Origin of the sequence: Thioalkalivibrio denitrificans (genome assembly GCF_002000365.1) — a bacterium.
GTDB classification, from domain to species: Bacteria; Pseudomonadota; Gammaproteobacteria; order Ectothiorhodospirales; family Ectothiorhodospiraceae; genus Thioalkalivibrio_A; species Thioalkalivibrio_A denitrificans.
Genome location: NZ_MVBK01000046.1, coordinates 66,514 through 78,737, shown reverse-complemented (window position 1 = coordinate 78,737; position 12,224 = coordinate 66,514). Strand labels below are relative to the sequence as shown.

General features: G+C 64.2%; 11 protein-coding genes and 2 tRNA genes. 2 read left to right on the top strand and 11 right to left on the bottom strand.

Features of this window, described 5'->3' with window-relative positions:
• Positions 1–86: 86 nt before the first annotated feature.
• From B1C78_RS08700 to B1C78_RS08655, 10 genes are all read right to left on the bottom strand, one after another.
• Positions 87–163 (bottom strand) — tRNA-Pro (locus B1C78_RS08700).
• A gap of 125 nt (positions 164–288) precedes the next feature.
• Entirely contained in the window at positions 289–645 is a 357-nt protein-coding gene (locus B1C78_RS08695) for a MerR family transcriptional regulator (RefSeq protein ID WP_077278768.1), read from the bottom strand.
• Positions 626–925, bottom strand: a complete 300-nt coding sequence (gene ihfA / locus B1C78_RS08690) for an integration host factor subunit alpha (protein WP_077278767.1) — start codon at positions 923–925, stop codon at positions 626–628. The genes B1C78_RS08695 and ihfA overlap by 20 nt, the downstream gene beginning before the upstream one ends.
• Before the next feature lie 3 nt (positions 926–928).
• Positions 929–3,298: a phenylalanine--tRNA ligase subunit beta gene (gene pheT, locus B1C78_RS08685; RefSeq protein WP_077278766.1), complete on the bottom strand. Its 2,370-nt coding sequence runs from the start codon at positions 3,296–3,298 to the stop codon at positions 929–931.
• Positions 3,299–3,489: 191 nt separating this feature from the next.
• A complete protein-coding gene (gene pheS / locus B1C78_RS08680) occupies positions 3,490–4,515 on the bottom strand; it encodes a phenylalanine--tRNA ligase subunit alpha (protein WP_077278777.1) in 1,026 nt (341 codons plus the stop codon).
• 181 nt (positions 4,516–4,696) lie between these two features.
• On the bottom strand, positions 4,697–5,065 hold the full coding sequence (gene rplT, locus B1C78_RS08675) for a 50S ribosomal protein L20 (protein WP_077278765.1): 369 nt from the start codon (positions 5,063–5,065) through the stop codon (positions 4,697–4,699).
• 12 nt (positions 5,066–5,077) lie between these two features.
• Positions 5,078–5,275 carry a 50S ribosomal protein L35 gene (gene rpmI / locus B1C78_RS08670; protein ID WP_077278764.1) on the bottom strand — a complete coding sequence of 66 codons (198 nt, stop codon included), beginning with the start codon at positions 5,273–5,275 and terminating at the stop codon, positions 5,078–5,080.
• 101 nt (positions 5,276–5,376) lie between these two features.
• Positions 5,377–5,892: a translation initiation factor IF-3 gene (gene infC, locus B1C78_RS08665; protein WP_077278763.1), complete on the bottom strand. Its 516-nt coding sequence runs from the start codon at positions 5,890–5,892 to the stop codon at positions 5,377–5,379.
• 3 nt (positions 5,893–5,895) lie between these two features.
• Complete coding sequence (gene thrS / locus B1C78_RS08660) at positions 5,896–7,827, bottom strand: threonine--tRNA ligase (RefSeq protein WP_077278762.1); 1,932 nt, start codon at positions 7,825–7,827, stop codon at positions 5,896–5,898.
• A gap of 128 nt (positions 7,828–7,955) precedes the next feature.
• Positions 7,956–8,032, bottom strand: a tRNA-Val gene (locus tag B1C78_RS08655).
• A gap of 262 nt (positions 8,033–8,294) precedes the next feature.
• On the opposite strand from B1C78_RS08655, the gene B1C78_RS08650 reads away from it, so the two are divergent.
• A complete protein-coding gene (locus B1C78_RS08650) occupies positions 8,295–9,446 on the top strand; it encodes a PQQ-dependent sugar dehydrogenase (protein ID WP_077278761.1) in 1,152 nt (383 codons plus the stop codon).
• Between the two features lie 28 nt (positions 9,447–9,474).
• Here the strand turns inward: B1C78_RS08650 and B1C78_RS08645 are convergent, their stop codons facing one another.
• Positions 9,475–10,398: an alpha/beta hydrolase gene (locus B1C78_RS08645; protein ID WP_245795375.1), complete on the bottom strand. Its 924-nt coding sequence runs from the start codon at positions 10,396–10,398 to the stop codon at positions 9,475–9,477.
• Positions 10,399–10,542: 144 nt separating this feature from the next.
• Between B1C78_RS08645 and ettA the strand changes: the two genes are divergently transcribed.
• A complete protein-coding gene (ettA, locus tag B1C78_RS08640) occupies positions 10,543–12,210 on the top strand; it encodes an energy-dependent translational throttle protein EttA (RefSeq protein ID WP_077278760.1) in 1,668 nt (555 codons plus the stop codon).
• Positions 12,211–12,224 lie beyond the last annotated feature (14 nt).

Genomic DNA, 12,224 nt, shown 5'->3' with positions numbered 1-12,224 from the left:
AAATATTGGGGCTAGCCCGCATGTCTCAAAGCCGCGAAGAATGCACGAAAAAGGCCCCACTCGGGGGCCTTTTCGGAGATGGAGTTTGGTCGGGGCGAGAGGATTTGAACCTCCGACCACCTGCACCCCATGCAGGTGCGCTACCAGGCTGCGCTACGCCCCGAGGGTTGCGAAGCATAGCCGATCGCCTCGCGGAAGAAAAGCAGGCGTCCGTAGGAGCCCGGCCCTCCGGGCGAACGCCTTCAGAGCCAGGTGTTCCCACGACCGTTCGCCCGGAGGGCCGGGCTCCTACCGCTTTAGAAGTTGCAGGATCTCTTCCAGTTCCAGGCGCATCTGGCGGATGATCTGCTGGCTCTGGCTGGTGTCCTCGCGGGCATCCTGCCCGGCCAGTTTCTGCCGCGCGCCGCCGATGGTGTAGCCCTGCTCGTAGAGCAGGCTCCGGATCTGGCGGATCAGGATCACGTCATGACGCTGGTAATAGCGTCGGTTGCCGCGTCGCTTGACTGGCTTCAGGGAAGGGAATTCCTGCTCCCAGTAGCGCAGCACGTGGGGCTTGACCCCGCACAGCTCGCTGACCTCCCCGATTGTGAAATACCGCTTGCCAGGTATCGCCGGCAGTTCGCTGTTATTCCCCGCTTCCAACATAAGCTTCGACCCGCGCCTTGAGTTTTTGTCCCGGACGGAAGGTCACCACCCGGCGAGCCGAGATGGGTATTTCCTCTCCGGTCTTTGGATTGCGGCCTGGCCGCTGGTTTTTATCGCGCAGGGTGAAGTTGCCGAACCCGGACAACTTCACCTGATCCCCATTCTCCAACGCGCTTCGAACCTCCTCGAAGAACATCTCCACCAGTTCCTTGGCTTCGCGCTTGTTCAGCCCCAACTCTTCAAAGAGTCGCTCGGCCATTTCTGCTTTGGTGAGCGCCATGCTTTATGCCCTTAAGGTAGCCCCGACATCCTGTTTCAGTTGTTCAACGATTCCCTTCATCACTTCATCCACTTCCTCGTCCGTAAGAGTGCGTGACAACTCCTGTAAAATCAATCCCAAAGCGAGACTTTTTCGACCATCGGGTACGCCTTTGCCCGTATATACGTCAAATACAATCAGTTCCCGGAGCGCCGGTATCTCCAGGGAACGGATGCTGTCAAGCACCTGCTGTACCGGACACGCGGCATCCACGACAATGGCGAGATCTCGCCTGATCGCAGGAAATCGCGACTGTTCACGGTATTTTGGCACCATTGTACGCGTCATGGCATCCAGCTCCAGCTCCATGACGCAGGCTTCCTGTGTGAGGTCCAGGCGCGCCGCCAGTTCCGGATGCAGCGTCCCGATCCAGCCACAGGGCCTTCCGTCGATCATCACCCGGGCCGACCGACCGGGGTGGAGGGCCGGATGAACGGCAGCCTCGAAGACGGGACTCGCATGGCTCAGGGACAGCAGGCTCTCCAGATCCCCCTTCAGGTCGAAGAAGTCCATCGGACGCGTCGGCTCGCCCCACTGATCCGGGCGAACGGCACCGCACGCGACCGCTGAAAGTACAGATTCCTGTTTCAGGTCATTAGCTTGCGCATTAAACCTCAAGCCGATTTCGAATAGCCGCACGCGTTCCTGCTGTCGATTGAGATTGTGCCTGAGGGCCTTGACCAGCCCCGGCCAGAGCCCCGTGCGCATCACGGCCAACTCCGACGAGATGGGATTGGCCAGCTCGAGCGGCGCGCCCTCCGGATTGAACGCGGCCTCCCACTCGGGATCCACGAAACTGTAGGTGATCGCCTCCTGATATCCGAGATCCGCCATCAGATCACGCACCCGCCCCAGCGGCACCCGTGATTCGTCCAGGCGGACCAGGTCCGGACTGAGGGAAGGCACAACCGCGGGCAAAGCTTCGTAGCCATGCACCCGGGCCACTTCCTCGATGAAATCCGCCTCGATGGCCAGATCGAAACGGAACCCGGGCGGCGTGACCCGCCAGACGCCCGCCATGGGCTCCACCCGGCAACCCAGATCGCTCAGGATGCGAGTCACCTGCGCGGGATCGACCGGCGCACCCAGGACCCGCTCGATCCGGGCGGCACGCAGGACGACGGGTTCCGGCTCCGGCACGAGCGTGCCCGTCGCCTGTACCACCGGACCGGCCTGCCCGCCCGCGATCCCGCAAAGCAGCGCCGTCGCCCGCTGCAGGGCGCGCGTGGGCAGGTCCGGATCCACACCCCGTTCGAATCGATGTGAGGAATCCGTGTGCAGGCCGTGCCGGCGTGCGCGCCCGGCGATGGCCATGGGAGAAAAGTGGGCGCTTTCGAGGAATACGTCGCGGGTCGTCTCGCCCACGCCACTGGCCTCCCCGCCCATGATGCCGGCCAACGCCAGCACCTTCTCCCGGTCGGCGATCACCAGATCCTCGTCTTCCAGCCCGATCTCCTGTCCATCCAGCAGTACCAGGCGTTCACCTTCCCGGGCGCGACGAACTTCGATGCCGCCGCTCAGCCGCGCCAGATCGAACGCGTGCATGGGCTGGCCCAGTTCGAGCATGACGTAGTTGGTGACGTCCACCAGGGGACCGAGACTCCTGAGACCGGCCCGGCGTAACCGTTCCCGCATCCACAGCGGGGTTTCGGCGGCGGCATTCACGCCGCGCACGACGCGGCCCGCGTAGACGGGACAGTCATCGGGCGCCTGTATGTCCACGGCAAAACGGTCGTCCACCTGAGCGCTGACCGGCGGGAGTTCGAGGGTTCGCAAGGCCTGCCCGGTCAATGTGGCCACCTCCCGGGCGACACCGGCCATGCTCAGGCAATCGGCCCGATTGGGCGTGAGATCCACCTCGAGAATCGTGTCGTCCAGGCCCAGGGCCTCCCGCACATCGGTGCCGACCGCCAGGTCCCCGGGCAGCTGCATGAGGCCCTCGCTGGCCTCGGCCAGACCCAGTTCCTTTGCCGAACACAGCATGCCGGAGGACTCCACGCCCCGCAGCCTGGCCTTCCTGATCCGGAAATCGCCCGGCAGCACCGCACCCACGCGGGCAAAGGGCACGTGCATGCCCTCGGTCACGTTGGGTGCCCCGCACACCACACGCACCGGGCCACCGGACCCGTCATCCACCTGGCACACGCTCAGCTTGTCGGCATCCGGATGCGGCGCCACCTCCAGCACCTTCCCGACCACCACGCCCGAGAACGCCGGCGCCGCCGGTTCCAGCGCGTCCAGTTCCAGCCCCGCCATGGTGAGCCGGTGCCCCAGTTCCTCGGGCGACAGCCCGTGGTTCACCCACTCCAGAAGCCACTGATTGCTGATTCTCATGCTTGTCGCTCGTTCATGGAAAACTTAATGGACAGGATTGACAGGATTTTTCAGGATTTACAGGATATGAAATAATAATAAAATCAATATTTTTTAAAATATATTTAAACAATCCTGTTAATCCTGAGAAATCCTGTTCATCCTGTCCATTCAATCCTGTCAATCCTGTCAATCCTGTCCATTCAATCCTTTCAAGAAAACTGTCGCAGAAACCGCACGTCGTTCTCGAAGAACAGTCGCAGGTCATTGACCCCGTAGCGCAGCATGGCCATGCGCTCCACGCCCAGGCCGAAGGCGAAACCGGTGTAGCGTTCGCTGTCGATGCCGACGTGGGCGAAGACGTTGGGGTGCACCATGCCGCAGCCCATCACCTCCAGCCAGCCGGTGTGACTGCACACCCGGCAGCCCTCGCCCCCGCAGTGCACGCAACGGATGTCCACCTCGGCCGAGGGCTCGGTGAAGGGAAAATAGGACGGACGGAAACGGGTCTTGAGGTCCTCCTGCTCGAAGAAGGCCTGCAGGAAGGCATCCAGCACGCCGCGCAGGTGGGCGAAGGTGACATCCTCGTCCACCAGCAGCCCCTCCACCTGGTGGAACATGGGGCTGTGGGTGAGATCCGAGTCGCATCGGTAGACGCGCCCGGGGGCAATGACGCGAAACGGCGGCTTGCCCGATTCCATCACCCGCACCTGCACCGGCGACGTGTGGGTGCGCAACAGGAGATGCTCCGAATCCCGCAGATAAAAGGTATCGTGCATCGCCCGGGCGGGATGGTGCGCCGGGATGTTGAGCGCCTCGAAGTTGTGGTAGTCGTCCTCGACCTCGGGCCCTTCGGCGACCCGGAAACCCAGTTGCCCAAGCAGATCGATGATGCGCTCGACGGTGCGCGTCACCGGATGGAGGCCACCCAGGGCCTGGCGCCGCCCGGGCAGGGTCACATCCACGGACCCTGCCGCCAGACTGGCGGCTCGCTCCTCGGCCTCCAAAGCGGCCTGGCGGGCGGTGATCGCGTCGCTGACGGCCTGTTTCGCCTGATTGATGGCCTGGCCGGCGGCGGGCCGCTCCTCGGGCGGAAGTTTGCCGAGCCCCTTGAGTTGTTCGGTCAGCACCCCCTTCTTGCCGAGGTAACGCACCCGCAGCGCGTCCAGGACCTGGGTGTCGGTGGCCGCATCGATGGCCCCCACGGCCTCGCTGACCAGCTTGCGCAGTTCTTCCACGCCGGGTTCTCCCTTGGGTTGAAACAAAAAGGGGGAAAGGCCAGGCCTTTCCCCCTCTTCCGTGCGTCCGCCGGCACCCGTTGGGGCCGGCTAACGCGCGAGCGGACGTTACGCCGTCAGGAGCCTGTCGTACTTAGGTGCCCGTAGCGAGCCGCACTCCCACCGGCGCAGTAGGAGCAGCCTAAGTCCGACAGGCTCCCAGGGCAGCCTTGGCCTTTTCGGCAATCTGCCCGAACGCGTTGATGTCGTGCACCGCCAGATCGGCCAGGACCTTGCGGTCGATGTCCACGTTGGCCTTGTTCAGGCCGTCCATCATGCGGCTGTAGGACAGCCCGAACTGCCGGGCCCCGGCGTTGATCCGGGCAATCCACAGGGCACGGAACTGGCGCTTGCGCTGACGCCGGTCGCGGTAGGCGTACTGGCCGGCCTTGGTGACGGCCTGCACAGCCACGCGGTAGACGTTCTTGCGCGCGCCATAGTAGCCCTTGGCCTTCTTCAGGACCTTCTTGTGGCGGGCGTGGGCGGTGACGCCTCTCTTGACTCGTGACATGGTCGGCTCTCCTTAGGAATGCGGGAGCATCTGGCGCACAGCGGCCTTGTCGCTCTCGGCAATCATGCCGGTCGAGCGCAGGTGGCGCTTACGCTTGGTGCTCTTCTTGGTCAGGATGTGCCGGCGGTGGGACTGGGCCCGCTTGAACCCGCCCGAACCGGTGGGCTTGAACCGCTTGGCGGCGCCCCGGTTGGTCTTCTGCTTGGGCATGTTTGCTCTCCAAATCAAGGGGCCGGACAGTGATGCCGCCCCTGGTCGCTGTAATCCCGCGTCGGCCGCCCTGGCGCCGATCGTGGGCCGTATATGGTTCGCTACTTCTTTGGCGTGAACACCATCACCATCTGGCGCCCCTCCATCTTGGGACGCTGCTCGACGGTGGCGATCTCGCTCAGGTCCGCCTCGATGCGATCCAGCAACTTGGCGCCCAGTTCCTGGTGGCGCATCTCGCGCCCCCGGAAGCGGATGGTGACCTTGGCCTTGTCCCCATCATTGATGAACCGGTTCAGGTTGCGAAGCTTGACCTGGTAATCGCCTTCGTCCGTCCCGGGCCGGAACTTCACTTCCTTGATCTGTATCTGCTTCTGGTTCTTCCTCGCCTGCTGGGCCTTCTTGCTCTGTTCGAACTTGAACTTGCCGTAGTCCATCACCCGGCAGACCGGCGGGTCCGCGTTGGGCGAAATCTCGACCAGGTCCAGTTCGGCCTCCTCGGCGATTCGCAGTGCCTCGTCGATGGACACGACCCCCGCGTTCTCCCCGTCCACGTCGATGAGACGGACATTGGGGCTGGTGATCTGTTCGTTGAGGCGAGTCTCTTTTCCAGCGCTGATACGTTAATCCTCCAAATGAGAGCGGCCGCGGCTCGCGATCTCCCCGGAAAGACGCTGGGTCAACTGGTCCAGATCCATGGAACCCAGGTCCTTTCCGGCACGCGTGCGCACGGCCACGGTTTTCGTCTCCATCTCCCGGTCACCAAGGACCAGCAGATAGGGGACGCGTTGTAGCGTATGCTCCCGAATTTTAAAGCCAATTTTCTCGTTTCTCAAGTCCGTTTCCACTCGGAGGCCCCGTTTTCTAAGGGAATCGGCCACCTCACGGGCATATTCGTCCTGTCGATCCGTGATGGTGAGCACCTGAACCTGCACGGGGGCCAGCCACAGGGGGAAGGCCCCGGCGTAATGCTCGATGAGCACGCCGAAGAAGCGCTCCACCGAACCCAGCAGGGCCCGGTGGATCATGATGGGCCGCCGCCGGCTGTTGTCCTCGGCGACGTATTCCATGCCGAAGCGCTCCGGCAGGTTGAAATCCAGCTGCACCGTGGAGCACTGCCACTCGCGCCCGATGGCATCGCGGATCTTGATGTCGATCTTGGGGCCGTAGAAGGCGCCGCCGCCCTCGTCCACCGAAAACGCCAGCCCCTTCTTCTCCAGGGCCGCCCGCAGCGCAGCGGTGGCGTGGTCCCAGATCTCCTCGGAGCCCACGGCCTTGTCGGGCCGGGTGGACAGGTTCACCTCGTACTCGTCGAAGCCGAAGGCCTGGAGCACCTCCAGGGTGAGGTCCAGGATGCGCAGGATCTCGGCCTCGATCTGGTCCTCGCGGCAGAAGATGTGGGCGTCGTCCTGGGTGAAGCCACGGACCCGCATCAGCCCGTGCAGGGCCCCGGACATCTCACGTCGGTACACCGTGCCCATCTCCGCCCAGCGCAGCGGCAGGTCCCGGTAGGAATGCAGCCGGTCCTTGTACACCAGCACGTGGAACGGGCAGTTCATGGGCTTGAGCTGGAACGCCTGGGTGTCGTCCTCCATGGGCTCGTACATGGACTCCGAGTAGAAGTCCGCGTGACCGGAGGTCTTCCAGAGATCCAGATTGGCGATATGCGGCGTGTAGAGGAACTGGTAGCCGGCACGCTCGTGCATGTCGAACCAGAAATCCTCGATCACCCGCCGGATGCGCGCGCCCCTGGGGTGCCAGAACACCAGACCGCCGCCGGCATCGTCCTGGATGGAGAACAGGTTCAGTTCCGTACCGATGCGGCGGTGGTCGCGGCGCTCGGCCTCGGCCAGCCGGTGCAGGTATTCCTCCAGCTGCTGCTTGCTGGGCCAGGCCGTGCCGTAGATGCGCTGGAGCATCTCGTTGTTGGAATCCCCCCGCCAGTAGGCGCCCGCCACCTTGGTCAGCTTGAAGGCCTTGAGCTTGCCGGTGCTGGGCACGTGGGGACCGCGGCAGAGATCGATGAAGTCTCCCTGGCTGTAAAGGGAGATGGTCTCCCCCGCCGGAATGTCGGCAATGATCTGTGCCTTGTACTCCTCACCCTGGTCGCGGAAGAAGTCCACCGCCTCGTCCCGATCCATCACCGAGCGCGACACCGGCAGATCCTTCTTCGCCAGTTCCTTCATGCGCGCCTCGATCTTCTCCAGGTCCTCCGGGTGGAAGGGCCGCTCGAAGGCGAAGTCATAGTAGAAACCCCCGTCGATCACCGGACCGATGGTCACCTGGGCGGAGGGAAACAGGTCCTTCACGGCCTGCGCCAGCAGGTGGGCGGTGGAGTGACGGATGATTTCCAGGCCTTCCGGATCGCGATCGGTGACGATGGCCACCTCGGCGTCGTCCTCAATGCGGTGGCTGGTGTCCACGAGACGGCCGTCCACGCGGCCCGCCAGCGCGGCCTTGGCCAGTCCCGGGCCGATGTCCGCGGCCACGTCGTGCACGGTCACGGGTCCGTCGAAGCGGCGTTCACTTCCGTCGGGGAGGGTAATGAGGGGCATGTCTGTCTCCTGCGCCGGCCGGTACGAAGGGTCGTGCGCGTTGTCGGTTTTCTAAAGAAAGGCTGCAAGCACAGCAGCCGTGCCGGCATTGGCCGGGAGACTGTGGCTTGCAGCCCGTACTGCAGTCCTGGTAGGCGCGATTGGACTCGAACCAACGACCCCCACCATGTCAAGGTGGTGCTCTAACCAGCTGAGCTACGCGCCTGCGTTGTAGGCCGCATTCTAGCGCGCCGCCGGGCGCGCCGGCAACCGTACGGGTCCCCTGCTTCGCAGATCCGATGCGGTTCTGCCGGACGGAACCTGCTGGTAGGATGGAGTGCCACAATCCAGGTGGGATCTTGCCGGATGCGCGCTCAGCGCAGCCTGCGGGACCAGCCCGTTGCGCGGCCATCCGCGCCCCGCCCATCCGGCAGAGCAGCCGGCCCCGCCTGCATCATCCGCTGACATCCGCCCCGGAGGTGACCCCCATGCAACCCCATTGCAAGAAAGGCCGTCCGACCTCGCGGTTCTTCCTGCTCACGATCCTGTGTCTCGCGGTATCGCTTCCCGCTGCGGCCTGGGAGACATTCGGAAGTGAATATCAGCAGGGCCAGATCGTGCCGGTGGCGGAAGGCATCGCCCATCCCTGGGCCGTGGGTTTTCTGCCAGACGGACGCAAACTGGTCACCAGCCGCGAGGGCCCTATCTACCTGGTGGACAACGACAGCAAGACCCGGCTGGCGGGCACACCCGATGTCCATGTGCAGAATCAGGGCGGCATGCTCGACCTGGTGGTCCACCCGGATTACGAGGCCAACGGCTGGATCTACATGACCTACGCCAAGGGTGACTCCTCGGGCACGGTGCCGGCCCTGGCGCGTGCCCGTCTGGACGGCGAACGCCTCACCGATCTGGAGGTGCTGTTCGAGTCCAACACGGTGACCTCACCGGGGCGGCATTACGGCTCGCGCATCCTGTTCCTGGATGACGGGACCCTGCTTATGAGCATTGGCGATCGCGGCGCGGAACCCATGCGCGCCCAGGATCCGCTCGATCACTCGGGCTCCCTGGTGCGGCTGAACGAAGACGGCAGCGTGCCGGAGGACAATCCCTTTGTCGGTGATGATCGCTACGCCCCGGAGATCTACTCCTACGGCCACCGCAACATTCAGGGCATCGTGCGCCACCCCGATACCGGCGACATCTGGGTGACCGAACACGGACCCCGTGGCGGCGACGAACTCAATCTGATCCTGCCGGGCAGGAACTACGGCTGGCCGGTGGCCACGCTGGGCCGGGATTACCGCACCGAGGAAGACTTCCCTGACGCCAGGGCGCGACACAAGGAGGGCATGGAAGACCCGGTGTTCGAGTTCCTGCCCACCCTCGCCCCCTCCGGTCTGGCGGTGGTGACCAGCGAGCGCTTCCCGGCATGGCAGGGCAACCTGCTGGCCGGCGGCCTGCGCGCGGAGCGGGTCATGCGCATTCGCATAGAGGATCAGGAAGTGGTGCACATGGAGGAGCTCTTCCACGGCACGATCGGGCGCATCCGCGATGTCCGCGAGGGCCCGGACGGGTACCTCTATCTGCTCAACGACCGCGCCGACGGCGGGCTGTACCGGGTCGAGCCGGACAGCTGAACCGGGGCCGTCCGTGGCACCCCGGAAATCACCAGCCGATAAAGTCGGCGGCCAGATCGGCCGCGTCGTCGGCAAAGAAATCCCGGAAGAAATGGTCCGCGCCGTCCACCACGTCGTAATGGATATGGGCCTTTCCTTTCAGGGGTTCCATGCGTTCGGGCAGATCGGCCACGGTGGTGTCCTCGCTGCCGGCGATCACCAGAACCTCCAGATCCACCTTTGACAAGAGGGTGGGAGTGTCGAAGTTCGGGTTGTCGGCGTAGTACGACGCGACTGCCGCCGCGCTCGCCCGGGCATCCGGACAGTAGAGGAAGCCGATGTCCTCGATCAGGGTATCCGGTCGGCCCTCGTTGAGAAGCCGCTCCGCCTCGCCATGGACCCCGGAGAGCGGCACACCGTAATTGGACTCGTACGCGCGCGCGATCTGGGCATGGTCATGGGTGGCCGGCGCCACCAGCACCATCTTCTCCACCCCTTCAGGGGCGTATTCAGCCACATACCAGGCCATCTGGGCACCGCCGCGGGAATGGGCCAGGAGGGCCACCCGGCCGGCGCCCTGGTCCCTGAGCCAGCCCATCCAGGCGTTTAGTTCGGCCAGGGCGTCCTCGTGGCGATGCACATGGTCTGCGGCGCAGTCCATCATCCCCTCGCGGGCATCGATGCCCAGGCTCAGGTTGATGGACAGGCTGTTGTAGCCCCGCTCGGCCAGCAGGCCCTGCAGGGTTTCCATGATCTCCATCCGTCCGTGGGCCATGGTGCCGTGGAGCATGAGGATCACCCCGTCATCCATGGACCGGCCGGGCGCCATCTCAAGATGCGCCACGTGCGTCAGGCCATCCCGTTGCAACTCCACCCGCTCCGCCGCCTGCAGCCCGGTTACGGCTGCCAGCACGATCACCGCGAGTGTCAGAAAGAAACGCCCAAGCAACTGCCTGTGATTCTTCAGCATCATGTCCTCCGTACGCGCGTGTTGTTCTTGATTCTTGGCCCGGGAGCAAGGCAACTGGAAAGCATCGGGCCCTTTGCCTGATAATGCCCACCCGTTTTACGAGTCTCCAGACGCGTAAACGTTCCCCATTCACGAACCAGGTTATCCATGGCTCAATATATCTACACCATGAGCGGCGTGGGCAAGGTCGTCCCGCCGAAAAAGGAGATCCTCAAGGATATCTCCCTCAATTTCTTCCCGGGCGCCAAGATCGGCGTCCTGGGTTACAACGGATCCGGCAAGTCCACCCTGCTGCGTATCATGGCCGGCGTGGACAAGGAGCACGTGGGCGAGGCCCGCCCACAGCCGGGCATTCGCATCGGCTTCCTGCCCCAGGAACCCCAGCTGGATCCGTCCAAGAACGTGCGCTGCAACGTGGAGGACGGGGTCAGTGAGACCAAGGCCCTGGTGGATCGCTTCAACGCCATCGCCGAGGCCTTCGCAGACCCGGACGCCGATTTCGATGCGCTGCTGGCCGAACAGGCGGAGTTACAGGACAAGATCGACGCTGCCGGGGCCTGGGATCTGGAACGCAAGCTGGAGGTGGCCGCCGACGCCCTGCGCCTGCCCCCGTGGGATGCCGACGTCACGAAACTGTCGGGGGGTGAACGCCGCCGCGTGGCCCTGTGCAAGCTGCTGCTGTCCAACCCCGACATGCTGATCCTGGACGAGCCCACCAACCACCTGGATGCCGAGTCCGTGGCCTGGCTGGAGCGCTTCCTGCAGGAATTCCCCGGCACCGTGGTGGCCGTGACCCATGACCGCTACTTCCTGGACAACGTGGCAGGCTGGATCCTGGAACTGGACCGCGGCCACGGCATTCCCTGGCAGGGCAACTACTCCTCGTGGCTGGAGCAGAAGGAAAAGCGCCTGGAGATGGAGGAGAAACAGGAAAGCGCCCGTCGCAAGACCATGGAGGCGGAACTGGAGTGGGTGCGCTCCAACCCCAAGGGCCGCGGCACCAAGAGCAAGGCGCGTCTGAAGCGCTTCGAGGAGCTGTCCTCGCCCGACTACCAGAAGCGCAGCGAGACCAAGGAGATCTACATCCCGCCCGGCCCGCGCCTGGGCGACGTGGTGGTGGAGGTCGAAGGCATCACCAAGTCCTACGGGGACCGCATCCTCTACGAGGATCTGTCCTGCTCCATCCCGCGCGGCGGCATCCTGGGCATCATCGGGCCCAACGGCGCCGGCAAGTCCACGCTGTTCCGCATGATCATCGGCCAGGAGCAGCCCGACAAGGGAGAGATCCGAATCGGCGAGACGGTGCAGGTCGCCTACGTGGACCAGAGCCGCGATGCCCTCGCCGACGAAAAATCTGTCTGGGAGGAGATTTCCAACGGCCAGGACATCATCCAGGTGGGGAACTACCAGATGCCCTCACGCGCCTACGTGGGCCGCTTCAACTTCAAGGGCTCCGACCAGCAGAAGCTGATGAAGGAATTGTCCGGTGGGGAACGCAACCGGGTACACCTGGCCAAGCTCCTGCAAAGCGGCGGCAACCTGCTGCTGCTGGACGAGCCCACCAACGACCTGGACGTGGAAACCCTGCGCGCGCTGGAGGAGGCCCTGCTGGACTTCCCCGGCTCCGCGGCGGTGATCTCCCATGACCGCTGGTTCCTGGACCGGATTGCCACCCACATCCTGGCGTTCGAGGACGACGGCAACGTGGTGTTCTTCGACGGCAACTACACGGAGTACGAGGCCGAGCGCCACAAGCGCCTGGGCAGCGACGCGGACACCCCGCACCGCATGAAATACCGCCGGCTTCAGCACTAGCCCGCATATCTCAC

Excerpts from the sequence above, each read along its gene's own strand:
- rpmI (WP_077278764.1), bottom strand. The coding sequence starts at position 5,275 with ATGCCCAAGCAGAAGACCAACCGGGGCGCCGCCAAGCGGTTCAAGCCC.
- ettA (WP_077278760.1), top strand. The coding sequence starts at position 10,543 with ATGGCTCAATATATCTACACCATGAGCGGCGTGGGCAAGGTCGTCCCG.
- thrS (WP_077278762.1), bottom strand. The coding sequence starts at position 7,827 with ATGCCCCTCATTACCCTCCCCGACGGAAGTGAACGCCGCTTCGACGGA.
- rplT (WP_077278765.1), bottom strand. The coding sequence starts at position 5,065 with ATGTCACGAGTCAAGAGAGGCGTCACCGCCCACGCCCGCCACAAGAAG.
- ihfA (WP_077278767.1), bottom strand. The coding sequence starts at position 925 with ATGGCGCTCACCAAAGCAGAAATGGCCGAGCGACTCTTTGAAGAGTTG.
- B1C78_RS08695 (WP_077278768.1), bottom strand. The coding sequence starts at position 645 with ATGTTGGAAGCGGGGAATAACAGCGAACTGCCGGCGATACCTGGCAAG.
- pheT (WP_077278766.1), bottom strand. The coding sequence starts at position 3,298 with ATGAGAATCAGCAATCAGTGGCTTCTGGAGTGGGTGAACCACGGGCTG.
- B1C78_RS08650 (WP_077278761.1), top strand. The coding sequence starts at position 8,295 with ATGCAACCCCATTGCAAGAAAGGCCGTCCGACCTCGCGGTTCTTCCTG.
- B1C78_RS08645 (WP_245795375.1), bottom strand. The coding sequence starts at position 10,398 with ATGATGCTGAAGAATCACAGGCAGTTGCTTGGGCGTTTCTTTCTGACA.